General features: G+C 44.1%; 25 protein-coding genes and 2 pseudogenes. 5 read left to right on the forward strand and 22 right to left on the reverse strand.

What is annotated here, in order from left to right; genetic code table 11:
- Positions 1 to 239: 239 nt before the first annotated feature.
- From ACFER_RS11810 to ACFER_RS12005, 8 genes and pseudogenes are all read right to left on the reverse strand, one after another.
- Positions 240 to 1183: pseudogene (locus tag ACFER_RS11810) on the reverse strand (recombinase family protein); the annotation flags it as partial.
- The gene (locus tag ACFER_RS05905) at positions 1171 to 2469 is read right to left on the reverse strand and encodes a recombinase family protein (protein WP_012938506.1); all 1299 of its coding nucleotides are present in this window, start codon (positions 2467 to 2469) and stop codon (positions 1171 to 1173) included. The pseudogene ACFER_RS11810 and the gene ACFER_RS05905, both read right to left, overlap by 13 nt.
- A gap of 45 nt (positions 2470 to 2514) precedes the next feature.
- Positions 2515 to 2679 carry an SHOCT domain-containing protein gene (locus tag ACFER_RS11570; RefSeq protein WP_012938507.1) on the reverse strand — a complete coding sequence of 55 codons (165 nt, stop codon included), beginning with the start codon at positions 2677 to 2679 and terminating at the stop codon, positions 2515 to 2517.
- Positions 2672 to 3034, reverse strand: a complete 363-nt coding sequence (locus ACFER_RS12000) for an RNA polymerase subunit sigma-70 (RefSeq protein WP_071818349.1) — start codon at positions 3032 to 3034, stop codon at positions 2672 to 2674. The genes ACFER_RS11570 and ACFER_RS12000 overlap by 8 nt, the downstream gene beginning before the upstream one ends.
- 312 nt (positions 3035 to 3346) lie before the next feature.
- Complete coding sequence (locus ACFER_RS05915) at positions 3347 to 3790, reverse strand: DUF7698 family protein (protein ID WP_012938508.1); 444 nt, start codon at positions 3788 to 3790, stop codon at positions 3347 to 3349.
- An 82-nt stretch (positions 3791 to 3872) separates the two neighbouring features.
- Positions 3873 to 4028: an SHOCT domain-containing protein gene (locus ACFER_RS11575; RefSeq protein ID WP_012938509.1), complete on the reverse strand. Its 156-nt coding sequence runs from the start codon at positions 4026 to 4028 to the stop codon at positions 3873 to 3875.
- Between the two features lie 101 nt (positions 4029 to 4129).
- Positions 4130 to 5020, reverse strand: a complete 891-nt coding sequence (locus tag ACFER_RS05920) for a type I restriction endonuclease subunit R, EcoR124 family (protein WP_148213934.1) — start codon at positions 5018 to 5020, stop codon at positions 4130 to 4132.
- 48 nt (positions 5021 to 5068) lie between these two features.
- Positions 5069 to 5200, reverse strand: a pseudogene (locus tag ACFER_RS12005) (type I restriction enzyme subunit R domain-containing protein); the annotation flags it as partial.
- A gap of 249 nt (positions 5201 to 5449) precedes the next feature.
- Here ACFER_RS12005 and ACFER_RS05925 point away from each other — a divergent pair.
- The 5 genes from ACFER_RS05925 (at position 5450) to ACFER_RS05945 (ending at position 9343) form a co-directional block, all read left to right on the forward strand.
- Positions 5450 to 5854, forward strand: a complete 405-nt coding sequence (locus ACFER_RS05925; RefSeq protein WP_012937547.1) for an HTH domain-containing protein — start codon at positions 5450 to 5452, stop codon at positions 5852 to 5854.
- Between the two features lie 11 nt (positions 5855 to 5865).
- Positions 5866 to 6864 carry an IS3 family transposase gene (locus tag ACFER_RS05930; RefSeq protein WP_012938408.1) on the forward strand — a complete coding sequence of 333 codons (999 nt, stop codon included), beginning with the start codon at positions 5866 to 5868 and terminating at the stop codon, positions 6862 to 6864.
- A 356-nt stretch (positions 6865 to 7220) separates the two neighbouring features.
- Positions 7221 to 7589 (forward strand): type II toxin-antitoxin system RelE/ParE family toxin, encoded by a 369-nt coding sequence (locus ACFER_RS05935; protein WP_012938510.1) that lies wholly within the window; start codon positions 7221 to 7223, stop codon positions 7587 to 7589.
- Positions 7586 to 7864 carry a helix-turn-helix domain-containing protein gene (locus tag ACFER_RS05940; protein WP_012938511.1) on the forward strand — a complete coding sequence of 93 codons (279 nt, stop codon included), beginning with the start codon at positions 7586 to 7588 and terminating at the stop codon, positions 7862 to 7864. Before ACFER_RS05935 ends, ACFER_RS05940 begins: the two co-directional genes overlap by 4 nt.
- Positions 7865 to 8293: 429 nt before the next feature.
- Complete coding sequence (locus tag ACFER_RS05945; protein WP_012938512.1) at positions 8294 to 9343, forward strand: Fic family protein; 1050 nt, start codon at positions 8294 to 8296, stop codon at positions 9341 to 9343.
- Positions 9344 to 10115: 772 nt separating this feature from the next.
- Here ACFER_RS05945 and ACFER_RS05950 read toward each other — a convergent pair.
- The 14 genes from ACFER_RS05950 to ACFER_RS06010 form a co-directional block, all read right to left on the reverse strand.
- Positions 10116 to 10769, reverse strand: coding sequence for a DsbA family protein (locus ACFER_RS05950; protein WP_012938513.1), 654 nt, complete (start codon positions 10767 to 10769; stop codon positions 10116 to 10118).
- Positions 10770 to 10800: 31 nt separating this feature from the next.
- On the reverse strand, positions 10801 to 11679 hold the full coding sequence (locus ACFER_RS05955) for a radical SAM protein (RefSeq protein WP_012938514.1): 879 nt from the start codon (positions 11677 to 11679) through the stop codon (positions 10801 to 10803).
- Between the two features lie 241 nt (positions 11680 to 11920).
- Positions 11921 to 13036 (reverse strand): RNA-guided endonuclease TnpB family protein, encoded by a 1116-nt coding sequence (locus ACFER_RS05960; RefSeq protein ID WP_041666194.1) that lies wholly within the window; start codon positions 13034 to 13036, stop codon positions 11921 to 11923.
- A 1-nt stretch (position 13037) separates the two neighbouring features.
- The gene (gene tnpA, locus ACFER_RS05965) at positions 13038 to 13433 is read right to left on the reverse strand and encodes an IS200/IS605 family transposase (protein ID WP_012938516.1); all 396 of its coding nucleotides are present in this window, start codon (positions 13431 to 13433) and stop codon (positions 13038 to 13040) included.
- A 144-nt stretch (positions 13434 to 13577) separates the two neighbouring features.
- Positions 13578 to 13892, reverse strand: a complete 315-nt coding sequence (locus ACFER_RS05970) for an ArsR/SmtB family transcription factor (RefSeq protein ID WP_012938517.1) — start codon at positions 13890 to 13892, stop codon at positions 13578 to 13580.
- A 269-nt stretch (positions 13893 to 14161) separates the two neighbouring features.
- Positions 14162 to 14317, reverse strand: a complete 156-nt coding sequence (locus ACFER_RS11580; protein ID WP_187287510.1) for a hypothetical protein — start codon at positions 14315 to 14317, stop codon at positions 14162 to 14164.
- Positions 14318 to 14557: 240 nt separating this feature from the next.
- Positions 14558 to 15181 carry a class I SAM-dependent methyltransferase gene (locus tag ACFER_RS05975; protein ID WP_012938518.1) on the reverse strand — a complete coding sequence of 208 codons (624 nt, stop codon included), beginning with the start codon at positions 15179 to 15181 and terminating at the stop codon, positions 14558 to 14560.
- Between the two features lie 269 nt (positions 15182 to 15450).
- A complete protein-coding gene (locus ACFER_RS05980; protein WP_049763451.1) occupies positions 15451 to 15870 on the reverse strand; it encodes a DUF4357 domain-containing protein in 420 nt (139 codons plus the stop codon).
- Positions 15871 to 16212: 342 nt separating this feature from the next.
- Positions 16213 to 17142, reverse strand: a complete 930-nt coding sequence (locus ACFER_RS05985) for a site-specific integrase (protein WP_012938520.1) — start codon at positions 17140 to 17142, stop codon at positions 16213 to 16215.
- Between the two features lie 39 nt (positions 17143 to 17181).
- Positions 17182 to 20358, reverse strand: a complete 3177-nt coding sequence (locus ACFER_RS05990; protein WP_012938521.1) for a type I restriction endonuclease subunit R, EcoR124 family — start codon at positions 20356 to 20358, stop codon at positions 17182 to 17184.
- Between the two features lie 48 nt (positions 20359 to 20406).
- Positions 20407 to 20913, reverse strand: coding sequence for a restriction endonuclease subunit S (locus ACFER_RS05995; protein ID WP_012938522.1), 507 nt, complete (start codon positions 20911 to 20913; stop codon positions 20407 to 20409).
- Positions 20914 to 21017: 104 nt separating this feature from the next.
- Complete coding sequence (locus ACFER_RS11110) at positions 21018 to 22172, reverse strand: restriction endonuclease subunit S (protein ID WP_012938523.1); 1155 nt, start codon at positions 22170 to 22172, stop codon at positions 21018 to 21020.
- Between the two features lies 1 nt (position 22173).
- Complete coding sequence (locus ACFER_RS06005; RefSeq protein ID WP_012938524.1) at positions 22174 to 24747, reverse strand: type I restriction-modification system subunit M; 2574 nt, start codon at positions 24745 to 24747, stop codon at positions 22174 to 22176.
- A gap of 436 nt (positions 24748 to 25183) precedes the next feature.
- Positions 25184 to 25645 carry an Lrp/AsnC family transcriptional regulator gene (locus tag ACFER_RS06010; protein WP_012938525.1) on the reverse strand — a complete coding sequence of 154 codons (462 nt, stop codon included), beginning with the start codon at positions 25643 to 25645 and terminating at the stop codon, positions 25184 to 25186.
- Positions 25646 to 25765: the final 120 nt, after the last annotated feature.

Below are 25765 nucleotides of genomic sequence, written 5' to 3' on the forward strand. Positions count from 1 at the left end.
CACGAGACCCTTGTTGCTCTCAACCTCGTTAGACCAATTATTCTAGCTTACTAGGCACATCATGTTTCAAAGCTTTGCTTCTTTTACGTCTGTATTTCCGTTCCATCACAAAATGTTATCCTCATATCTTTCTCACTATATATTGTTATAAAATCCAATAGACTCACCCATAAATTTTCATCAAACTCGGTGATAATTCCTTGCTTTTCGAGCACACCAATAAATTCGCCTATCTGAGCACTGTATCGTACTTTTTCTCGTTTCCGTTTCTGGATCTCTTCCTGGACCCATTCAAAGACTTGCGGACTTATAATGGCTTCATGATTATGTTCCACATAATACTGTGGTACTTCGCCTTCATTATTTTTCATTTTTTTCGTAAGGAAGTTAATTGTGAGTCGTTTCTGCAATAAGACATCACCTTTATATTTTTCATTCGTTAAAATGCTTCGTACTGTTCCTGCACACCAAGAAGTCTTCCCTGCTGAACTTTTAATACCATCTTCCGTCAGCTTACGGGCAATAGAATGATATGTATATCCGCTAAGAAATAGCCCGTATATTTTTTTATAGTTTCCGCCTGCTCTTTGTTGATTACCAGATTACCATCTGCACCTCTCTCATATCCAAGAAAATGACTAAATGCAAGACTAACTTTTCCATCAGCAAATCGCTTCCGATGTCCCCAAGTAACGTTCTCTGAGATACTCCGGCTTTCTTCTTGTGCTAGGGAACTCATGATCGTAATGAGAAGTTCTCCTTTTGCATCCAGTGTCCAAATGTTTTCTTTTTCAAAATAAATTTCTATGCCCTTATCTTTTAACTTACGTACAGTCATTAAACTGTCTACTGTATTCCGTGCAAAACGGCTAACAGACTTTGTGATGATAAGGTCTATTTTCCCCGAGAGGGCATCCTCTATCATTCGTTTGAACCCTTCTCGATGCTTTGTATTGGTGGCTGAGATACCTTCATCAGTATACATTCCAGCGAATTCCCAGTCAGATCGGCTTTTAATGTAACGCGTATAATAATCAACTTGTGCCTCATAACTGGTAAGCTGTTCGTCATGATCTGTTGAAATTCTTGCATAACCTGCAACCTTCCGTTTCTTCCGGCTGTTAATCGGAGCCGCTGTATAACGGCTGATTGTCGCCGGAATTGCTCTTACTATTCTTTCCATCGGTTATCATCTCTCCTCCATTCCTTTTTTAACTCCATTATTTTCACTTTTGCTTCTGGGTTCTTGCTTCTTGCCAATTTCATAAGGTCATGCATATATCTCCGGTATGCTGCACTGTGGCGGCACCTATGTATTTTTTCTTTATATTGCCTGGTCTCTGTATGTCCATCCTTGAAATAAAAGACTACTTCGCCGTTTTGGATGACAGCCTTTTCCAGAAGTTCATCCATTCTTCCTTCATCAAAGAAAGCCATTCCCAATACAGAAGCTGTCAAATTTTTCATAGTGCTATCCTTGATGGAGCCATTGCCACATTTGCCGGCGCAGCGCCAGTACCGTTCCTTTCCACCATCAAGACAGGTGTTAATGGACCAGTTTGCCAAAGCCCCTAGTTTCCTGCGCCGTTCCTGCTCCGCCTGTACCTTTTGATAGACTTCCATAGGGATGATGGCTTCATGGGTATTTCCCACGAAATATTGAGGTAACTCCCCACGGTTGATTTTTGTCTTTCCTGTAATGGGGTCCGTAACATATTCTTTCTGAAATAGCAGGTTGCCGGTATAAGTAATATTCTTTAATATCGCCCGAATGGACGTATTACTAAAATGTTTTCCATTGGAGGATTTCACTCCCCGTTCAGCCAGTTGCTTTTCTGTAGCCTCAGCGGATAGCCCATTCAAGAAATTATCATAAATGAGCTTTATCACAGCCGCTTCTTTCGGTTCAATAACAAGCTGGTCACCTTTCCAACGGTATCCATAGATTCTAAAGCGTCCGTTGGGAATCCCTTTTGCAAAACGCTTCCGGGTTCCCCATTTCACATTCGTACTGATGGAGCGGCTTTCCTTCTGAGCAAAGGATGCTAAGATTGTCAGCATCAATTCGCCATCACCACTCATGGTATGGATATTTTCCTTTTCAAACCATACCTCGATACCCAGTTTTTTCAAGTGTCGAACAGTACGCAGTAGGTCTACCGTGTTACGGGCAAAGCGCTGGATGGATTTTGTAAGAATAATATCAATCTTCCCTGCTTTAGCATCTTCCAGCATCCGCCGGAATTCCTGTCGCTTTTTTATTCCCGTCCCGGAAATCCCGTAGTCAGCGTAGACCCCGGCGTATTCCCATTCCGGGTTCTTCTGTATCAGACTGCTGTAATAGCTAATCTGGGCTGAAAGGGAATGGTGCATTCGTTCCGATTCCATGGATACTCGGGCATATGCAGCCACTTTTTTACGTGGCCTGAGATTAGGAACGCTTTGCTCGATTTTACGAATTGTCCGCATAGTATCAACTCCTTCCAACACCATATATCACTCTGTTTGATACAATTAGCAAGTAAATAAGTCCCCAGAAAACGGCTGGTATCGTCGGAGCATGTCGCGCTCAAAGTCATGATATTCCTTTTCTGTGATGAGCTTCTTGGCCAGCATCTTCCGAGCCAAATGCAGGGTCACCTGGAAAGCTACTTCTTGTTGAAACGTCTTCTTATCCATGGCGAACACCTCTAAACCGGTAAGCAATATAGCAGTCATGGGAGCAGAACTTTCTGTGGCTATCCCCGTAGACCATGAACTCTTTTCCACAGGCAGGGCAGGTAAAAGTATAGTTTGCTTTCCTCCGCACCAGGTTCAGATGGTTATTCCACCACTTATTGCGGCAAGCGTCCGAGCAGAAGCGTTTCCTCTTCCGGCCAGGATTCTGTGTGATCGGTTTGCCACACTCTTCACAGACAGTTCCCGTCTTTGGCGCTGTAAGGCTATTCCTCCTGCAGAAAGATTTTACTGTGTTGATAGAAATCCCAAGCTCGGTAGCTATGCTGCCATACCCTGCTCCATCCCGGCGAGGAATTTACTGTGGCATGACAGCTCAAGACATTATTGATGCTTATGGCCAGCCTTCGTTCTCATACAATGGGAAGAATAGTACAATGGATACCTCCATAGTTTATGAAGTAGAGGATAGAATTGACCTGATATTTGATTTGTTAAATAATAAAATTACTTGCATTCGATTTGGAGAATTTGACTAAACTCCTAAACATTAACAATTTCTTTAATCACTCTAACCGCCGATAATAGCAAGTACTTCTCACTTACTAGTCCACGAAATATTCAGTTTTTTAAGGTACAAAAAAAGAGCCTACCAAAGGCTCTCTTTTTATTAAAGTGTGAAAAGGAAGGTTGGTCTTTTTTCATATTCGTTGTTCATGAGCTTTTTGTTATCGCTGTAGATTTCAACCATACCTTTCAGGTTGCAGCCCATTTTCGTGAAGACCCAGGCGGTGTCCTTGGCGTTGGTCCAGTTGGAGGAGAAGGTGAATTCTTTTACCCCAAACTCTTTGAACATCTGGATGATTCTTTCTGGTTCCGTGTAGGAGCCGCTTACGTCCAGGAGCTTGTTGCCGCGCTGCTTCATTTCGCTGTAAAGCCGCATCATGCTGCTGAAGTCTTTCCCTTCGGCCCGAACCTCCTGGAGCAGTTCCTGGTAACCTTCCCTGCAGGCTTCCATGCCCTTTTCGTCTTTTGCCTTTTCGGCCTCGTTGAATTTCTTTTCCAGGTCCAGGCTTCTTTCGTAGAACCTTGCAATCATTTCCATCTTTTTCATTTTGTGTACCTCTCTTTCTTTGGGGTGTTTCCCCTTTTCTTGTGTATATATATCACTCTAAAGGTACATAATAGCAAGCCGATTATTCGATAAATATTGTACTTATCTTCGGTTTGTATTTCTCTTCCATCCGCTCCTTGAACCGGCGATATTCTTTTCGAGTAATAAGCCCTTGGGCCAGGAGCCGCTTTGCCAGGTTCATAGTCGCAAGGTATGTTCCTTCTTCTTTAAGGCTCATGATGACCAAACCTCCTTCCACCCGCTTACTAGTACACAAAATGTTCAGTTATTTAAGAGCAAAAGAAAAAAGCCCACCATTTCTGATGAGCTTAACATGGCCTAGCATTCCAGCAGCTTCTGCAGCTTTTCTACATAAAGCTTTCGAATGTTTTCCAGTAAAAGTCCCCAATATTTCAGTCCGATATTAGGATGAGTCTTGCGATATTCCCTTATGTTGCTTGCCCTTTTCAATGCATCCTGATTTACCTGTTTTTCATGCGGGTCTTTATTGACATCGTAAGTTTCAATGAAGAATTCCAAAGCTCCTGGTTCAACGCACCATTCCTTAGCAAAGTCATCCACCAATCCTTTTACCTTAGCACGAACACGGTTATTCATAACGTCGGCAAAATTCTGGTTAATGAACATTGACGGGTTGTCCTGATATTCCTTCCAGATTCCTTCCAGAATCTCTGCACGGGCAGGATTTGTTTTCCGGAAGCGGGCGATTTCTTCGTTGATTTCCTTAATAATTCTCTTAGTCCTAGTATCCTGAGCAATAATCAAAGCAGTTTCATCTGTACGTGTTGCTTCCATCAATTGCAGGATATAGTCTTCATCAATTTGGTCTCTATGCCAGCAGCGCAGGTCATAGCTAATGGCAAGATTAATATCCGGGTCATCTCCCCCTGCAGGATCTTTTTTCAGTTCCTCTTTAACATTGACGAACTTGCCATTATAATCTTCTATGTCTTGCTCTGTAATATGATAATCCCGTTCAAGATTCCGTTCCTGGTATTCCGAATAGACCTGCAAATCAGAGTAAGCATCATCGAAATCCCGGTAAGCCTTCAAGAACTGAATTTTCCCTTTCGGGGTTAAACCGTCAACTGCTTCCGGGGTGGGAGCTACCTTACGAAGTTGTCTAAGTGATTCCTTAAAGGTTTCCTCTGCCTCTTCCCAAGTAGGAGCCTGCACATAGCTGCCGCCACCCATGGAATACAGTTTCATTGCATGGTCTACTGCCCGTTTGAAATGAGCCGGCACCTGGAAAGTCACAATCTGCCCATACCTCTTTTGATTGTCATACAGTCGATTGGTACGGGAGAATGCCTGAATAATACTGGCAGACTTGCTTTTTTGCCTTCTGAGCGGCCGGGGATGGGTTTTCCTGCGGGGAGCCCCTATCACGTTGGGATCGGGGGATCGTGCATCTGGCGGGCCTCCCGGCGTGAGGCCCCTACGGCATCGCAATGGACCATTCGCCCTATACTGTCCCCATAAGTGTGGACACTTTTTAAGAGTAGCACCTGCCCACAAAATTGGACAGGCTACAATTTGAATCCTTTAAAATTGGCGTGCTCATTTTGGACCCAACCTATTGAACACAATCATATGCATGTGGTATCCTCAAATCCAATAAAGCCAAGGAGAATCCACATGAGCAGAAAACTTTTTACTGAGGAGCAGATTGCAGCGTTGCGCCAGAACCCTTATGTGTATAGCGTAAGCCGCTCTACCCTGGTCCTGAGGAAGTCCTTTAAAGAAATCTTTTACACCGAATATATGGAAGGAGTCTATCCTAAAGACGTCTTCAAAAAATACGGCTTTGACCCTGCTGTGCTGGGCGAAAGACGCATTGGCGGTGCTCTCCAGCATATCAAAGAGGAATATGCCAAATATGGTTGTTTCTATGAAGGCAGGAGACCCGCCGACAGGTCTGACACCGCCGCCAAGGTCAAGCCTGAAGATGACATTAAGGCCCTCAGACATGAAGTTGAATACTTGCGGCAGGAAGTGGAATATTTAAAAAAAATTTCCGCGATCAAGAACACAAAAAGGTAGGTTCTCTGCTCATGAACGATTCCTCTTGTGTGTTCGAAATCATAGAAAAGACGGTAAGTACCAGCGAGAACAGACTTTCCATCAGCAGTTTATGCAAGATGGCAGGCGTGTCCCGAAGCGGTTATTATGCCTGGGTAAAGGCGGAAGCATTTCGGCAGGCCCAGCAAGAACAGGACCGCAAGGACTTTGAACTGATCCTTGCCGCTTACAAAAGACGAGGGTACAAGAAGGGCGCCCGCAGCATCTATATGGAGCTGCTCCACATGGATCCGCCCGTCATTATGAATGTGAAGAAAATCCGTCGTCTGATGAAAAAGTTCCACCTGCTTTGCCCCATCAGGAAGGCGAATCCCTATCGGCAGCTGGCGAAAGCCCTGAAGACCAATACGGTGGCCGATAATCTGCTGCAGCGCCAGTTTGAGGACTATGGTCCTCGCATGGTACTGCTGACAGATATTACCTATCTTCCTTACAATGGGATCTTTGCTTATCTTTCCACCATACTGGATGCCTATACCAAGCAGATTCTGGCGTATGTCCTCAGCGATTCTTTGGAGGTGGATTTCGTGGTAGAAACGGTGAACAACCTGATTCGAGATCACGGCGTCTCACTGCATGCTGAAACCATCGTGCATTCTGACCAGGGTTGCCATTACACGAGTCACAGCTTCATCGATATCCTCCATGACAAGGATCTCAGACAATCCATGTCACGGCGGGGGAATTGCTGGGACAATGCGCCGCAGGAAAGCTTCTTCGGCCGTATGAAAGACCATGTGAAAAAGAAAATTGCAGCAGCAGTGAGCTTTGGGGAGGTGAAGGCCATCGTAGATGATTACATGGATTATTACAACAACGAGCGCTACCAGTGGGAACTGGCGAAACTGTCGCCAAACGAGTTCTACCAATTTGTAACAACAGGGGTTTATCCGCTCGATATTCCCAAGATGCCCGAGGTTCCTACATTGAAGCGGAGAGCCTGTGAGCTGGGGAACCAGCTCACCTCATAAAATGGCAAAAGCAGCCATTTTATGAGTAAGGAGCCAGTGCATAAGATTGGATGGTTAGGGGCCTTCTGATAGACAATTACCAAACGTCCATTTTAAAGGTACCAGGATTGTTGAACTGTCTAAAACAAGGGGTCCTACTTTTAGAAACTGTCCTTGACAAGGGGTACGGTTTACCCCTTCCGTCCTGCTCTGCACTCTTCGCTCTTCACTATGCACTTAGCTTTGGAAACCGGATCACCTTGGCCTGGATTTCTCCCACCTGCTCCAGTTCTTTCCCGGACATCTTATATGTAGATTTCTTGCTTTTTGATAGCATTAATGCTATCATTAAACGAGAACACTGTAAGGAGTATATAATGTACAAGATTGAATTCTACGAGAATCAACATGGCGAATCAGACGTCTGGGATTTCTTGGAAGCGTTACGTAAAAAGAGTACAACCAGCAAAGATGCTCGTATTCAATACAACCAGATTATTTTCTACATTGACCTGCTTGCTAAAAACGGGACAAATCTCCCGACCAATATCACCAAGCATTTAGAAGATAATATATGGGAACTTCGTCCTGGAAATAACCGAGTATTTTATTTCTATTATGACGAAAGCCAATATGTACTGCTCCATCATTTCCGCAAGAAATCCCAGAAAACGCCAAAACGCGAGATCATCCGAGCCAAGTCAGAGCGGGATGACTATATCCGTCAGAAGGAGGAAAAGTCATGAGAACGTGGGAAGATTATAAAAATCACGTAAAATCCATTAGTGAGGAAGAACGCCGCAACATGGAAGAAATCGAAGAACTAAGCAGTATTGTTTCTTCTATCATTCGGCGGAGACAGGAACTGGGAATCAGTCAACGTACTCTTGCAGAAAGGTGCGGTATTCCTCAATCTTCCATTGCCCGTATCGAAACCCTCAAGACAACTCCCAAACTGGATACGCTTGTAAAACTATTGCAGGCACTGGACTTAAAGCTTCAGGTGGCTGCTGCCGGATAATTACAGAGCAGGCCCGCAATCACTACGACTGCGGGCCTGCTTTTTTGCCCGACCGGCGACCTGGCGACGGTCTCCCCTGACGGGTAGCCCCTACGGAATGATATCGTACAGTACGTGATATGCGTAGGGACGACCCGTCAGGGGCGTCCGTTCCCAGGTCTGTAAGCGGGCGGATCACCGATCGGACCCTACGGCATTGCAAAAGATCGTTGGACCCACACCGTCCTGCTTCTTACTCTGCACTCTTCCTTCATTCAGTCCCTGGTCATCTGGAATCCTCCCGGAAGATACAGCCCGTTCCAGCAAGATTCGTTTTTCTTCTTATCTTCCCTCTTCTCTTTCCTCCCACCTTATCTACCTCATTCTCTTGCTATCTGCCTCATTTCATGCTAAAATGTGGCAGATAATAAAAAGATGAGGGAGATTTTTATGCGGACATTTAACTACTCGCAGGAAATACAAAATTTACTGACACCTGAAATCGTCCAGCTTCTCACCTGTATCCATGAACACAAAGGACGGCAGGATTTATTTCTGGAAGCGAATACAGACGAACTGAAAACACTGGTAGACGTTGCTATGATCCAGAGTACAGGGGCTTCCAACCGTATCGAGGGAATCCTCACCAGTGACAAACGATTAGAAGCACTGGTCAGCCAAAAAGCGAAACCGCACAATCGGTCTGAACAGGAAATTGCCGGATATCGTGAAGTACTCGCCTTGATCCATGAAAATCACGACTATATTTCCCCTGCCCCTAATGTCATCAGGCAGCTCCACCGAGATCTGTACTCTTACTCAACAGGAGCCATTGGCGGAGATTATAAAAACGCAGATAACGTCATTGCGGAAACGGATGCACAAGGGCATCAAAAGGCCAGGTTTATTCCCGTTCCTGCTTTTCAGACAGCTGACGCTATGGATTCTTTATGTCAATCGTTCCAGAATTCCTGGCAGGAAAACATAATAGATAAATTGCTGTTGACTCCCATGTTCATCCTGGATTTTCTCTGCATTCATCCATTCAATGACGGAAATGGACGGATGAGCCGGCTTCTGACACTCCTTCTTTTATATCGTGCCGGCTACATCGTCGGGAAATACATCAGCCTGGAAATGCTGATTGAAAAGACCAAGAAAACTTACTATGAAGCCCTTCAGGCCAGTTCTTTCGGCTGGCACGAAAATCAAAACACCTATGCTCCTTTTGTGAAATATTATTTGGGCATCCTCATAAAAGCATATGATGAATTCGAAGACCGGATTCAATACTTGGTAACCAAAAAGATTTCCAAGCCAGACCGTATCAAAGCCATCATCTCCCAAACACTAGGGAAAATCAGCAAAAAGGATCTGATGGAACGCTGCCCGGATATCAGCCAGGGAACTATAGAACGCACTTTGTCCAGTCTGGTAAAAGAAGGCTATATCAGCAAAGTCGGCTCTGGTCCGGCTACGGCATATATCCGCAAGCATTGAAAATAGAGAAAGTCCACAATCACCTCGACTGCGGTCCTGCTCTTTTCCTCACGCCTTATTGGGAAACCGACCACTTTGGCATGAGACAAGCACCTGAATGTCTGGATTCCGTACACATTTCCGCCCGTTTGTGGGAACTGCTCAAAGCCGAAAATCAGTGCTTTTACATGTGCTCTCCGTTTGCGGGAATTTGTCCACCTGTTTTTCTACCTATAACACGGCGGGCAGGAGGGAGGCCATCGTCTCTACCTCCCCTCCTCTGCTCAGTCGGTTTATGATCAGGGTCTCAACCCGTATATCGTTAACTTGGTCGGTATCTTGGTCGCTTATCTTGATCGGTCAGCGATCAAGTTGCTTTTTTCTTAAACCTGCTCCGGCATGATTCCAATGTACGGTTTTCTATTTGAATGTCCAGTTTTGCTTTTCAATGTCCGGTTTTCTACCGTCGCAGATTCTCGGCTGGCATTCTGCTACTGGCTCCGCGACACCCATCGTTAAAAGATTCTAGCTGTACATGACATCTAATCCCGACACTCGCGCCGTATCTGTTGCCCTTCTATATCTGATACAATGTAACTTTTCCGGCATTTACACTCCTTAACCCAAAATGCACACTGGGTCTGTATTTCCTCGTTTCATACAGATGGGTGCACTGGGTGTATGCAAACTATCACACCTGCTGATCTTCGTTTTCCAGGCACAAATAGACCTGGAAATCCTCAATTTCATTATAACATTTCGATTAAGATCAACAACCTGTACCGTCGATATTTCAGGCAACGGGCGTATTGTATCCATCATTGAGGATCCCGCCCTTTTCCTTAATGATATTCAGATTTTCCTCTAAATCATTGAGGGTAATCGCACTTCCTTTTAAGTCATAATGCTTCCCATTTATTTCAAGAAACAGCGTCGGGAAGGATGTGACTCCTATTTTTCTTGCCTCATAAAAGTCCGGATGGTACTTGCCCTCTTCAGAAATACGGATGAACTCCTCTGCAATCTTGTCTGCAGGAAGGTCATAGGATTTGGCGATTGATCCGATTGTCTCCACGTCAGAAAGTGATTTACCATCCAAATAGAATGCTTCATGCATCTTTGACGCAAGATTAACATGTTCTCCTTTGGGTAAGAAGCTCCTGAGAACTCCAAATCCTATTGCGGCATCATTCGAGTCAGGAACCATACTTCCCGTCTCTAACAGGTTCAGATATGGCTTGCCGAATTCCACTCCAAACATATCCGCGATTCTTTTATTCGTATCACTCATATACGGAAATGCCGAAAGCGAATGTCCGTCCATAAATAATCCACCTGATAGCACCGTTACTTCCAATTCCGGATGTGCTTCAATAAACGGTTTAAGAATTGTCTCAAACCCATAGCACCATCCGCAATAGCTGTCAAAAATATAATACACCTTCATCTAAATACCGCCTTTCTGATTTTTGTCCTGGTCACAGGCTTCTCATGCTGTCTCTTCGCATCCGCAATCGCTCTTCCCCCTGTTCGTCTGCACCCTGTTTGAGCATCGCCAGTATCTTCTCTTTGTCCTCCGGAAGATATCCATATACCGGCATCATGTTGGAGACATTCGTCGCATCCAGCAGAGTGTGGATATCAAGCGTCTTCACAAAGGTATACAGTTCCTGTATCTTCTCTGTCTCTGTAGCCTCTACGAACTCACCTCTTCTTACTTCTTCCATAAGCGGCGTATCAGGGAAGATCGAGAGTCCGGAAGCCAGTACTCTGACGGGCGACAGGTGGTTTAGCACTTCTGCTGTTTTCACGGCATGCCCCATACCATACTCATGACCTCCCAGCCCGTATAAGAAGATGACAGAATAATGCATTCCCGCCTCATCCATCTTGGAGAGCTGTTCCACTATATCACTGGCATGATAGCCCTTGTTCATCTTATCAAGGACAGCATCATCGCCCGACTCGATCCCGAATACGATCATGTCGTATCCCATCTCTTTCAACGACTTCAGCTCACCTACAGACTTGTTCCTTACACTATCCACCCGGCCATATCCGCCGACGGAAACACCCCAGGGCAGGTATTCTTTTATCAGGTCCATGATTCTTTTAAGCCTGTCGTAGCTCAGCAGGAACGGATCTGCCCCCTGCAGAAAAATCCGCTTTACCTTCCATCCGGAATCCCGGATCTCCTGAAGATCCTCCCGTATCTCACTCTCCGGAGATACGGAAAAAGGTGCTTCCTTGTAAAAGGTGCAAAAGCGGCACTTATTATGCGAACAACCCGACGTTACTTGTAAAAAACAGGAACCAGCCTCATAAGGCGGTCTGACGATTCCACATGAAAAATGCATACGAATTCCTCCTCGTTTCTATATATCCTTATATCTCGCTTTGTCGATATGTAATGGTTTAAATTAAACGGGATCTTCATCCCGTCTAATCTATGCACAACGTGAACGTACCCCCGCCTATAGAGGCGGGAGCTTCCTGCTTCGGCGAGAACAGCACCGCTAACTCCGAAGAGTTATGGCGACTTACACTCTCTCCACAGGCGTAGATTCCCGTGCGACCCACGGTACTTTATAAGTTACGCTAGGCAGATATTCGCCTAGCTTCTTCTCTAATGTTTATTGCAGCGTTCTTGTCACGGTTATGATGACTGCCACACTTAGGGCAATCCCATTTCCGCACAGATAAGTCTTTGGTGTTATTGTTCTGGTAGCCACAAACATGGCATAGCTGACTGCTTGGATACCATTTGTCTATCTTGATAAGTTGCTTGCCCTGCCATGCAAGTTTGTATTCCAGCATACTTGTGAACATGCTCCAGCCATTGTCGGATATGGATTTACCAAAGCTGAACTTGCCACCCTTCTTTCGCTTCGCCATGGCTTTTACGCTAATATCCTCTATGCCAATCGCATCATAGCGGTCTGCAAGATAACGAGCTTTCTTATGCAGGAAGTCACGGCGTTGATTAGCAATTTTCTCATGGAGTACAGCCACACGCAGTCTTTGCTTATTCCTGTTACGGCTCCCTTTTTGTCTCTTAGAGAGTTTTCTTTGTGCCTTGACCAATCTCTCTTCGGCTTTCCGTAAGAAATTTGGATAATCGGCATTGTCCTCATCGGAAGCAACATACAGACCGTGCATAGCAAAATCCAATCCAAGAAAATTCTTCGGTATGATGGAAAGTATTTGGTTTTCATACTCAACCAAAATACTGATATAGTATTTTCCGGACGGTGTTTTACTTATGGTTACAGTCTTTATGGTGCTATTCTCCATCAATGGACGATGCAGACACAGCTTTACCCAGCCTGTTTTAGGCAGCTTGACCTTGTTTCCCTCGATTCTTACAGAGCCATGTTGGTTATTCGTAGAATATGAAGCATGACCTGTTTTTTTCGACTTGAAGTGTGGCTTGCCAAAATGCTTCCTATTGCTCCAAAAGTTGTTATATGCCTTGTTCAGGTTTATTTGGGCATTGGCGAGAGCAAGGCTGTCAACCTCTTTCAGCCAAGGAAATTCTTTCTTGTACTGTGCAGGTGTATTGTTCAGCCTCTTGCCTGTTTCCTTATAGTAATCAAGACGATCTCCAAGCATCTTGTTATAGATGAATCTGGCACAGCCGAAAGTCTTGGCAAACATAATCTTTTGTTCAGTTGTCGGGTAGAGCCTGTATCGGTAGGTCTTATTCACTATAATCTCACCTGCCTTGATGTTCTATGTATTTTCGTATTGTCTCAATAGGAGTACCGCCTGTTGTCAGCAGGCAATAACTTCTTGACCAAAACATTTCTTTCCACAATTTACGCCTAACCTCTGGAAAATCTTTTTTGATCAGCCTAGAGCTGGCACTTTTATAAGCATTGATGAATTTTGATAGTTCTGTATTGGGATGAGCGCGAAACATGATATGAACATGGTCTTGGTCGTGATTCCATTCCTCCAAGGTTATGTTATACGATGAACCAATGCGGACAAAAATATCTTTAGCGTATTGGCTCATTTGGTCAGAGAATACTTTGCGGCGATACTGTACCACCAAAACAAGATGGTAATAGAGTAAGAACACTGAATGGTTATTACTATCCAATTTCATAGTATAATCAATCCTTTCTCATCTACGACTGATTATACTACATAACTATCTACAGAGCAATGGTATGGCTCAATGACTTACGTAAATTCGCCATACCCGCCTTCATCCCCCACCTAAGAGGTGGAGGACTTCTGGCGGCTTAGGTTAAATTTCGTGACCGAAGTAGTCTGCCAGCGCAGCGAGGGTCTCTTCATTCCGTCTGTAATATGTCCACTTTCCGTGCCTTTCGGAAAGAAGCAAGCCTGCTTTTTGCAGCATATCCAGGTAATGAGATACGGTTGACTGTGATATCCCGGCTTTGTCGCGGATGCTTCCAACACACACACCGCCTTTCAGATCCACCCCATCATCAAAATGTCCTCCCTGCGGTGGAAAGTTTTTCTCCGGTTCCTTCAACCACTCAATAATGCTGAGCCGTGTTTCATTTGATAGTGCTTTAAATATTTCAATCTTATCCATACGTCTATTATATCTATTTTTCGCGATATGTCAATGCTTATAAGCAAAAAAAACGGCTGATAGAGAAATATATTTACTCTATCAACCGCCACATCAGTATAGTTGTAGACTGCCTTCCGCTTCACCAGCTCCAGGTGAAATTTTCTCTGCTATGATAGCAGAAAAGCCACACACTCAACCAGACCTCTCTGGAGAAGACCCCACGCTATGGCATTCATGGTCCCCTCCTTTTCAGGCATAAGAAAAAAGCCCGCTGCCGGAGCAGGGGCTTACAACCACATTTCTTTTTTAACGAGTTTTTTATATTCCTCAAATGCTTCTTGTATTTCTTTTGGAGCATCAGGAACAATGCCACCCATTCTTGCAAAATAAGGTTTCAATTTCTTTTCAAGTTCTTCTACTCTTGGTGAAAAAGACATCCGCATTTTACGTTCCTCCTTCGGCGAACCTTGTGGAAAGAGCCCCCTGGGCGACCTGGCGACGGTCTCCGCTCCAGGATGGCCGCAAAGGGATTTCTCCACAAGATTTCATCGTCCGCGGCCACCTGGAATCCTCCCGGAAGATACGGCCCGTTCCAGCAAGATTTGTTTTTCTTCTTTGCTCAGATTGTGCTGACGGATGTATTTCTTATTTACAATTTTTTGAAAGGTCCAATATAAAAGCATTTATTTCTCGGCAATAACTATAATCCATGGCCTGGTCTCATGATGAAAACTCTGCACAGAGCCAAAACCCGTTGCATACAACGTATCCATGATTTGAGGGACTGTATAGTTTTTCATTCCTTTAATGATTTTTTCATACTTCTGGCCCTCTATGTCCGTGCCATCGCTTTCTGATACAATACAGAAATATCCTCTATTTTTTAGAATGCGGCGAACCTCAATAAAGCACCTTGGCAAATCTGGCCAAAAATAAATTGTTTCAAAAGCTGTTGCCAAATCGAATGCACCATTCTCAAAAGGAAGAGAAACTACATTGGCCTCCTGTACAATGCATCGTTTCTGCTCCATAAGCCTGCGATTATAGGCTTTTGTTTTTGCAACCGATAAGGGGGAATAATCAATGGCTGTCAATGTAGCGTTCTGGTACTTTTTGAGCAGTTCACTTGCATTCCGCCCTCCCCCGCATCCAATATCAAGAATTGTCTTTGGATCCATCTGAGGAAAATGGTTCATCCCCCATTTCGCCATTCTGGCATGTCCTACATTCATCCCCCAAATCATGATTGATCCAAGGAGTCCTTCAGGCTTTCTTGTATTGTTTACAAACTTTCGGAATAACCCCATTCAGTTCCTCCTGAAAAAGCAGTGCACCCAACAAGTTCTTCCTAAGCGATTGCGTATCCGGGGATTTTTCCCGGATGCCGTACCATGACTCTCATTTTGTACAATCAGTTCATTCCTGTAGCTGTTTATCCGCTTGCCACTTGGATTGTAAAATGTACTTGATTCACAGAATTCTTTCCTTTGAGTGTTGATTTGGCCACTTACATTTTACCAGAAGAGATGTTCTATGGATTTTTTATTTTTAACCATGGTTCGATTTGATTTTACAATCATCCGTTATCTTTTTCTGCTTCGATTTCCTTTAAAGACTTTCCATTCGCATCTTTCCATGCCTTAGGACCACTGACGCTGTATCCAAGCACAAAATCGGCAGCTGCAGAAGAACTGGAAAAAAGCAAATCTTCCGTTGTTACCCAATCTTCTACTTTTTCATCCGCCATCCATTTCTCTCTCAGTTTAACGATTCCATTGCTGAGATATTTCGCACTTAATTTTTCATTTAGTCTGGCTCCTTGTAAAACTACAAAGCCTTCCGGTGTAATTTTTCCAACTGCATTGGCTGATCCTGAAGAGATATAAAGCAATCCTTCATCATTTTTTCCAATAATCTCTTTTTGAATCAGTGGTTCAAGGACCTTATACCCTAATGCATTGATGACCACTTTAACGTCATCAATAAATTCTTCCATAACAGCATAATCGGATTCTTTCAGTACTGTATCACTTCAATGCGGGGAATTTTGATTGCCTTGCCATTCCAATTCGACAGTTCAGCTGTAATGATGCTGTCTGCAGTCCCATTCACATCATATGCCCCAACTCAGTATTCCATCTCTGGTAAATCCAGCAGCACTTCCCGAGAATCGATTTCCCTTTCAGTCCGTGCGTTGATGATTTTCAGATAGTAACGTTGGTTGGCATCGTAATTCCGCTTAAGCAAGTCAAATGACAGGCTTTCCGTTTCAGTTTTAATCAATAACCAGCTGCCGGCACCGGTTGATTTTATGTCAATCCCCTTCATCAGCCATATATTACAACAAATTAGCCAATGAACGCATCACCAGGTCAATATCCTGATTTTCCAGTTCTTGGATAATATGAAGATATGTTTTCTGCGTAGTCGTCATACTGGCATGCCCCAATCTGCGAGCTACACTGGCGATGGAAACACCGGCAAAAAGCAGCAGAGAAGCATGAGTATGCCGCAACCCATGGATTGAAATTATTGGAATCTCTAATCTCTTACAGTGCCGTTCCAGGATGTTATTCACGGTGGAATTATACAATTTTCCTTTATGGATGAAGAAAGGCACTTCCTTTGGCAAAGAATCAGTCAATACAGCAAATTGCATCACTGTCTTCCAGTCAATCTGGATTTTGCGTATAGAAGACCGATTCTTGGTCGGCAAAAAGCCTCCATTGCCTTTATAATTCCACGTTTTGTTTATGCAGACTGTTTGATGGGCAAAGTCAAAATCATCTGGCGTTAGTGCCAAAGCTTCAGAAAATCGCATTCCTGTTTTAGCAACCAGCAGGATGAACCAGTCCCAGTTTACTCTTTCACCCAAATCCAGATGTTTCAGGAGTGTGTGGAGTTGAAACTGATTCAGATACTTGATTTTCTTCTCTCTCGGAGCCATTCCCTTAATAATAACTTTCCTGGTAGGATCCCGTTGGATAAGCCCTTCATCCACAGCGTCCAAAATGGCGCCCTTCAATTGATGATGGAAATCCATGGTTGTCTGACGCTCATGGTACTGGGCATAATCATTAATCAGCTGTTGATAAGCAAGCCTTGTCAAATCCTGCACCCGTAATTCTGGGAGTAACCGTTCCAACCAGGATTGGGTCATCTGATATTTCGCCAGAGTCACCGGCCGTACGGCTCCTTCTTTGTACATGGTCACCCAATGGGCATAGTATTCTCGAAACAGCTGTTCCCCGCCTTTTCGCTCCTGCATAAGTGTACTCCTTTCGTACTCCTATGCTGATGAAGGGGATTACTTATCCAAATCCGGTGCATCCGGCAGTTTCTTTCCATCAGAAAGGAAGAATTCCTTCAAAATAGATTCAGCCATATTGTTGACTCTGAAAGGAGGCACCTTTTTCCCTTCCAGTGCCGTTATATAGGTAGCAGCATCTTCTTTCACAATGTATTTTTTCACGTCATCGAACCGTCCATAGGCATTGTAATTTTGTTCATTAACGTGAGCATCCAGCATTTGGCAGACCACTTCTTCCGGAATCCCAAAATACTTTGTAACTTTTCCCACCTGCCGTTTTCGTTCCGCATTGGCATACTGATGGATATAATCCATAAACGTGCAGTCTGGTTCCATACGAACGTCCCCTGCTTCCACATCATGGAGGAACAAATTGGCATACTTCTGTTCTTCCTGAGACAAGGACGCAAAAGCTTTGTGCAGTTGCTCCAGCGTCGTCTCTTTTTCTGCAGGATCCACATCTGGCTGGGTCAGGATCTTTCGATACTTTTCAAATCGGGAATTCAGATATTGGGAATCAATCAATCCGGTGGAAAGTTCCGTCAGATAAGGATCGATGGCAAAAGTGGGATCCACACCGCCACCTCCACCTGAGGGTTCATTCCGCAGTTCTTTGTACCGTTCAAGAAGTATCTTATACTGTTCCCGGGTCGGAATGACAGAAATGGTTCCCGTTTTCTCTCCCGTATCCAGATCCGTAATCGAATATTCCTGTGTGTCCCAGGTAAAGCCCTGGATTTGTGCCGCCTGCAGATAAGTAGAAAATTCCCGGAACAGCTTGGCAAATTTGCCCCGGACTGTATTGTCTTCCGGAAGCCGTTCCATATCAGGAACGCCAGCTTCCCGGAAGACCTGCGCCATATCCTGGAATCGTTCATTCATGTGCTGTAGATTTTGAGGTAAATGGTCAGCAAACAGTCCCCAGGGCTTATCCCCGGAATACAGTTTCATGGCGTTTTCAATATTCTGTTTCATAGTATGAGGATACCGGTAATACCGAATGGAACCAAAGGGTTTTTCATTGATGTTGTACAGTCGATTGGTCCTGGAAAAAGCCTGGATCAAATTTTCATAGGTAAGCATCTTATCCAAATATAATGTATTGATCCATTTGGAATCAAATCCCGTAAGCATCTGGTTCACCACAATCAGCAGATCCAGTTGCTGTTCCTTTTTGCATCCTCTATAAGGGGCTTTATGGGACAACCGGGCAGCCACATCCTTTTTGAACCGATCATATCCTGCCAAATCAAACTGCTGCTGATAAAGATTGTTATAATCCTGCAGCATGTCTATGAGCCCATTTTCCTTGGATAAAGACCGCTGACCTCCTTTGTTGTCAATGGTAGGATCGAACAGCCCGGTTACTTTCAGCCGAGGTGCTTTGGCTCGGAATTTTTTGTAGTACCGGATGGCTTCCGGAATGCTGCTGGTGGCAAAAATGGCATGGAATTGTCCTCCCTGGCTCAACGTCATCCAGTTCTTCAGGATATCGTCCACCACTGCATTCTGATACTCGTCCGTTTCAAATTGGGCTTTTGGTACATAATCTTCGATACCCTTGATCCAGTTTCCATCATTCCCTACTCGTCCTGCCATGGGAACTTCATTGGGACGGACAAAACGGTAATAAATTGCTTTTTTGGCAGGATCTGCCAGGGCTTCCGCCACAGTCTGAGCTTTGGCTTCCTGCAGCCCCACCTTTTCCCGCAGGGCTTTGTCCGGATAAACCATTACCATCGTAGGATCGAATCCAAGCACATTCTTGTCCCGGATTCCATCAGCAATGCTGTACCGGTGCAGTTCATTGCCAAACACATCTGCCGTAGTGCTGAGTGCCTTTTCGTTTTCCTGGAATACAGGAGTGCCTGTAAAGCCAAAGAATAGGGCATGAGGGAAGGTCGTTTTGATATTGCTGAGCATTTCTCCAAAGGTGGACCGGTGACATTCATCCAGGATAAAGACTAAGCGTTTTTCCCGGATTTCTTCCAGATCTTTTTCCCGCCCTTTGGCCATGCCGTCTTCCCGTATTTTGCTCATCTTTTGGATGGACGAAACAATCAGGGTATCTTTGGGATCATTGCTTTTCAGTTTGGTCAGCAGGGCAATGGTATCTTCTGTTGCCTGCACATCATCTGCATCATCAGCAAAACCCCGATATTCCTTCAAAGATTGGGTTCCCAATTCAATTCGGTCCATAAGGAACACGACCTTGTCCGCATCCTTGGAGCTGGCAATCAGCTGGGCACTCTTGAAAGAAGTCATGGTCTTCCCGGAACCGGTGGTATGCCACACATATCCCCCAAGCTGGGTTCCATCTTCCCAGTCATTTTTGGCCACCCGGTCGGAAATCTTGGTGGAAGCATAGTATTGGTAGCTTCTCATAACCTTCAGGATACCGTCGCTGTCATCGGCAACTGTATAGAACCCAATCAACTGATGGGCCATGGGAATGGATAGAAGTTCAGAAGCTATACGCTGCCAGTCATTGATTGGTTCATTATTGAAATCTGCCCAATGGAAGTAAAAATCCGGATTGAATTTTCCCTCTGGACCCGGATTGGCATAGTAGACAGTTTCTTCCGGATTCATGGCCACGAATACCTGCACCAGTGAAAACAGCCCTGTAAAAACCTGTTCCTCGGCATATTTCGCAATCTGATTGGCTGCTTCTGATACGGGAACCCCGCTCCGTTTCAACTCAATATGAAACAAAGGCATCCCATTGATCAGCAGCATCAAATCTCCCCGCCGATCTTGTCCCAGGAGATTTTTTCGAGCGAACTCCGGCTGTTCCACAATCTGATATCGGCTTTGGCCCGCGGCAATTTCCAATCGGTCGTAAATCTTTAAGCTCACTTCTTTACCATAATGAAGGGCATCCTTAGGATTTCTCCGAGTAATGGAAACCGTCTTGCCATTGATGAATCCGTTCAGTGCCAGAGGCGTCCGCAAAGAACGAATTTGGTCCAGCAGCTGGTCCATTTCTTCTTTATTGAGAGGGACCCCATTCAGCCGGTCGATATTCTGATTGTTTTCATACAGGATATCCGCCCAGTTCTGGATCAGGTCCTGTTCCGTCGGATGATGAAGGACCTCTTTGGCCCATCCATGATTTTGCAGAACCCGTATCAAAGCGGCCTCAAAATCAGCTTCTTTCGTAAATCCACTCATATTTTTTGGCTCCTTACTGTATATATATCCGTTTAAATCAAGATCGTATCAAAAAGCACTTTTTTGCATACGCTGATGAAGGGTGATGAGGTTATCAAAGGCCCCCAAATAGGAACTGATTTTAAGTTGTTCCTGTTTACCTGGAACAAATGCCTTCAATGCAATAAGTTTATTTACGGCTAATCCAGGTTGAGCAGATTGGCCCGAATATTGTCCCAAATTCATATTACATAAAATATAATAGAGAAATTTTGTGTCATTAATTTCATTGGCTTTTACAGCCACTGCATGTTCTGTAAAATAGGCCTTGCCCATCGAAAAAGTCATATTACCGCAAAGTGCACCCTGACGACCTATCAAGGCATATTCACCGTCATGGTTATATTGCTCTGCATAACCTCGTAGACCATTACCGCCGTATACCGGATATGTTCCTCGCGCTTCTATTTCATTCGCTTTTATTCCTTTACCGCTTTTAAACTCTATTGTGAGTTCCCCCAACTTACGCTGTTCCCAAGAAAAAACACAAAAAAAGCGCTGGCTACGGAATTGCATTCTAGTTCTTACGTATAAAAAATCAATAATTTAGGATTTAATGTATATTCACCAATTCGTAAGACTTGAAAATACTGTTAGTCCTCTTTTTCTTCATCCTTGCTTTAGATAAACATCTTTTTTAGTAGGGCTTTCTTCAGATTTTGAAGTTTTTCGAGCTTCCGCTGATGAAGGGTGATGAGGTTATCCAAACAATCAATATAGTTCCCGATTGCTTTTTGTTCTTCAACTTTCGTCCAAGGAATGTTGATGGTTTTCATGCCTTCAATATCAATACTACGACCGTCCCGTATTCCATAGACATGCGGTTTTAAATCGTGATTGATAAAGCGTTCAGATCTGAAGTAACAATAATAAAATCTGGAGTCTGTGCCTTCCCCATGAAATGTATGGTATGCAGGACTGATAATTCCTGATGTCGTTGCTTTTTCAAGACCTCCCTCGAAAGAACGAAGATGAACGATAAAATCCCCTGTCTCTACCTTTTTATAGTTTGCAAGGCTTTTCTTATCATATTGTAAATTTCGGTCTGAATCATCACGCCGTATCGTTCCACCACCTTGAATTATTGTAAGCGCAGAAAGATTCGGATGGCCTTTATCTGAGTATTCTTCAAAGATAGCTCCCAGCTTACGCTGTTCCCAATCGTCCGTAAATCCGCTAAATCGTAGTTCTGGAACCCGTTTTCCATTTTTCGGAAACATTTTTTCCAAAAAGGATTTTTTTATCTTTTTTAGCATCTCATACTTACGCTGATGAAGGGTGATAAGGGAGTCGATGTGACTAAAATAGTTTCCCAGCTTTTCCTGCTCTTTATGCTCTGGCAACAACAAATCCAACTTCATAAGTACGCCTGCATTGAGTTTTGCACGCCCACCACCAACAAGCAAAGATGATATATCAATCTGACTAAAAGCATAACTCAAAAATTTAGTATCTGCTATTCCAGTTTTACCTTGAAGTACATGCGCATGATTGTTAACCCAAATTCGCCCATTTACATAATGCACTGGATAATTTTGTAAATCATTCGCCCCATCTTCGGCTATTAAAATATATTCTCCATCATGCGTATATCCGTCTACATAATCTTGAACCCCATTTGCTCCATAATAAGGAGTTGTTCCATGGACACGTTTATTCGACGATACTGGAACACGAAGGTTATCATACCGGCCTACGATATCAGAAACCTTACGCTGTTCCCAATCGTCTGTGAAGCCTTTGAATCTTAGTGCCGGTTTTTTCTTTAGGGCCATTTTATTTCCCTCCCAGAAGTTTCTTCAGCTCTTCAATCCCTTTCAGATCCATTTCCGGTCCAGTCAGTTCTCCCAGCATCTGGATGAGCTCATGCTCCGTTTGTTGGATGCCCTGTTCCACATCATCCAGAGTTTCAGCATATTTTTCATTCAGGTCCTGCAGCTTACGAATCAGGGATTCCAGCAGATTGACAGGCAATTGCGCCAATTGGGTAGAAATAGGCCGTATCCATTGTAAATCCAACAGATGGATGATTTCATCCGGAGTCAGATTATGGATCTTTTCCCGAGTCTGTTCCACCAATTTCTCTTCGCTTTCTTTAACTGCCCGTTTCAGGCTCTTTTCTTCCTTATCAAGACTTTCCACCTGCTGAAGAGTCTTCAGGGCCATTTCATTTTCTTCCGGATTTTTTTTCAGTTCTTTCAACAAAGGCGATATATTCTTCACTACAAAAGCATCGCCATTCTCATTCAAAGCAGAGGCTATGCTCTCTTTTTCTTCTTCCCCCATTTCATCCAATAGATTTTGGATTGCTTCGGGAATTTCCTGTAGCCGGTTCTGCTTGTTATGCAACTCGATCAATTGGTCCTGCATATACGTCTCCTGTACCAGGCTGAAAGCCAGCACATGTCCCTGCCAGCCTTCCTGGACTTCTGCTTCCTTGCCATTCTTCTTTTTCACCACCATATGAGGGTCTACCTGATTGGCAGCAGAAAGTCCCTCTGCCTGGAGGATTTCCAGATCGCCGGCAATCCGTCCATACTGGTTATGGAATAATTCATAAGCTTCATAGGGATCCAGAAGAGGAACTGTGGAAAAATGCCGAAAAAGCTCCTGGGTAGCATCTTCTTCCGCCTGGGCAATGGAAATTTTCTCCATTCCGTCAATCAGGGTATGGTGCAGATATTGGGGGAAATCCTTGAAATTCTGGGTAAATTTTTCTTGAAAATCTCTTACGGCCAGATTGTTTTCCACTGTCTTTCGGATATCCGGATTTTTCAGCTGAGCGTATCCCTGACAAGTGACAAAAAGCTCCTCTTTTAAAGTAGGGAACGTATCCCAGTAGGGCTGGAGTCCTGCCAGCTCGCTTTCCGGGATACCGCCAAACATGGTGGCATAGATATCCCAGCTTTCCGTAGGCTCTGATGAATCCACATACCGCGGAATATTTAGATTGTAGTCATTGGCACGGATTTCTTCCCGGCTCACTTTCCGGGCATACTGGGGTACATCCCGCCGGCTGATGACTGTATCCACAATCCGACGAATGTCAGAAGCCCGGAGCTTGTTATTTTTTCCTTCTTTCACAAAACCCTTAGAAGCATCTACAATCAATACATCCGTATTCTCCCGTTTTTGTCGCAGTACCATGATAATGGTAGGAATCCCCGTGCCGAAAAAGATATTGGCCGGCAGGCCGATTATGGCATCGATATGATTGTATTCCACCAGGTTTTTCCGGATGGTTCCTTCCTCGCCGCCCCGGAAAAGGACCCCATGGGGCAGGACGATATTCATTATGCCGTCCGGTTTAAGATGATATAGGTCGTGGAGTAAAAATGCATAATCCGCCTTGGATTTGGGAGCCAGTCCAAAGCGAGAATACCGAGGGTCATTGTCTTTACCGCTGGGATCCCATTGCTGGCTGTAGGGAGGATTCGAGACCACCGCATCCACATAAAGCGGATTGTAAGTCCCGGTGGGATCACTGTCATCAAAATAGGGCCAATCTTCTTCCAGTGTATCCCCATTCCTGGCAATGATATTGGCAGGCAGGATGCCTCGCATTACCAGATTCATACGGGTCAGGTTATAGGTATTTTGTTTCAGTTCCTGGGCATAATACCGGATTTTGTTGGCATCTTTCATATACTTGGCCGCTGCATGCCCTATGTTGATCAGCAAAGATCCGGACCCTGATGTAGGATCATAGATGGAAATTTCTTCCCGGCCCTGAAGATAGTGGGCAATGATTTCTGACATCAACTGAGAAACTTCATGGGGGGTATAGAATTCCCCGGCTTTTTTCCCGGCATTGGCTGCAAACTGACTGATTAAATATTCATAAATAAAACCCAGCACATCATAATCCTGTTTCCCATCCATGGGAATATCTTTGATTAACTGAAGCAGGTCTCGCACCGCTTTGGTCTGGGATTTGGTATTTTCTCCCAGTTTGCTTAACCCGGTTTCCAGTGTATTAAAAATTTTATCAAATACCAGTTTATGCGTAGGAGAAATCAAACGGGTAAAAGAACTGAGAGCCGTACGGACATTGTCTACAGTAAAGTCTCTTCCCATGCTCAGCCAAGTAGAAAACATGTCTTTATAAGCAATAAAATAGCCCAAATTGTCCTGGACCATTTGAACCGTTTCCGCATCTTCCTCGTTCACATAGTCACGGATATCCTCCGGACGGTAATCCCGCTGCAGCAGGTACCGTTCTTCTTGGTCGGACAGATATTTATAGAAAATAAATCCCAGTATATAATCTTTATATTCATTGGCTTCAATTTTAGAACGCATCTTATTGGCGCTTTCCCAGATTTTGGAAGCCAGTTTTTGTTTATTCATTTTGATATCTCCTTACTTTGCTAGTTATTAATAATTTTTTATTTTGTCAAAGACTTTATCATGGCTGATTGCCGGTGCAGCCACTACATTGGCTGTTTTCAATGCGTTTCTCCATTGTTAATACTATGGTTTATTATAACATAGCCGCTGTGCTAATTTTAGGACAACTAAAGAAAAAAGCCGTGGCAGGACTCCCGCCACGGACCATCTCCCTTGCCGTACCCTTTCCTGCGAGCAAGTTTTCCTGTATCTGAATGTAAATTTACTTCATATGTTTCTGTTATCCCCAGTTCATGCGCCTCTCCAGCCTCGCGCCCCCGTAGTGCCGTAGCAGATAAATGGTATCACTGTCAGCCTTGGTGTTTGGGAAAGCCTGACGGAAACCACACAAAATCTTATGTCTGCGGATAGTGAATGTGTCTGTTACAGAAAAAAATCATTCATCACCTTCAGAGAGTAAGATGTCCCTTAATACCAATTCGATTTCATAATCCCCCCATTTTTGGATTGTGTCAATAAATTCCTGCAATTCGGCCTCGTCCGTAAAATAACTGTCGATGGACAGTGTTTGAGCACCAGTTATCTGATAACAGTGGTTGATATGGCAGTGGCACTGAGTAAGATAATCCAACAGGGACTTCATAAAACCGCTGTGTGGGGTTATTTTTATAAGGGCATGTGTTTTATAACCATATACGGGGCAGTTGACATTCACGGTATAGTGATGGACAACGCCCAAATCAGTCAGGCGGTCAAGACGATTCCTGACCGCCTGACTGGTTAAATGAACGCGTTTTCCCAGTTCAGTCATGGAAATTCTGGCCTCTTTATGCAGAATGCTGAGGATTTCATGGTCAGTTTTGTCAATTTTTTTGTTGTTGGCAGGTAAAAAATTCATGGCAATGCTCCTAACTTGAAAACTTGAAAATTTCAAGTGATTTGTCTGCATCTCTTGAAATCCTGTATCGTAAGTAAAATTCTAGCAAAGTATAATCACAATGTAAATTAAATTGTGATT

Origin of the sequence: Acidaminococcus fermentans DSM 20731, assembly GCF_000025305.1 — a bacterium.
Classification (GTDB): Bacteria; Bacillota; Negativicutes; order Acidaminococcales; family Acidaminococcaceae; genus Acidaminococcus; species Acidaminococcus fermentans.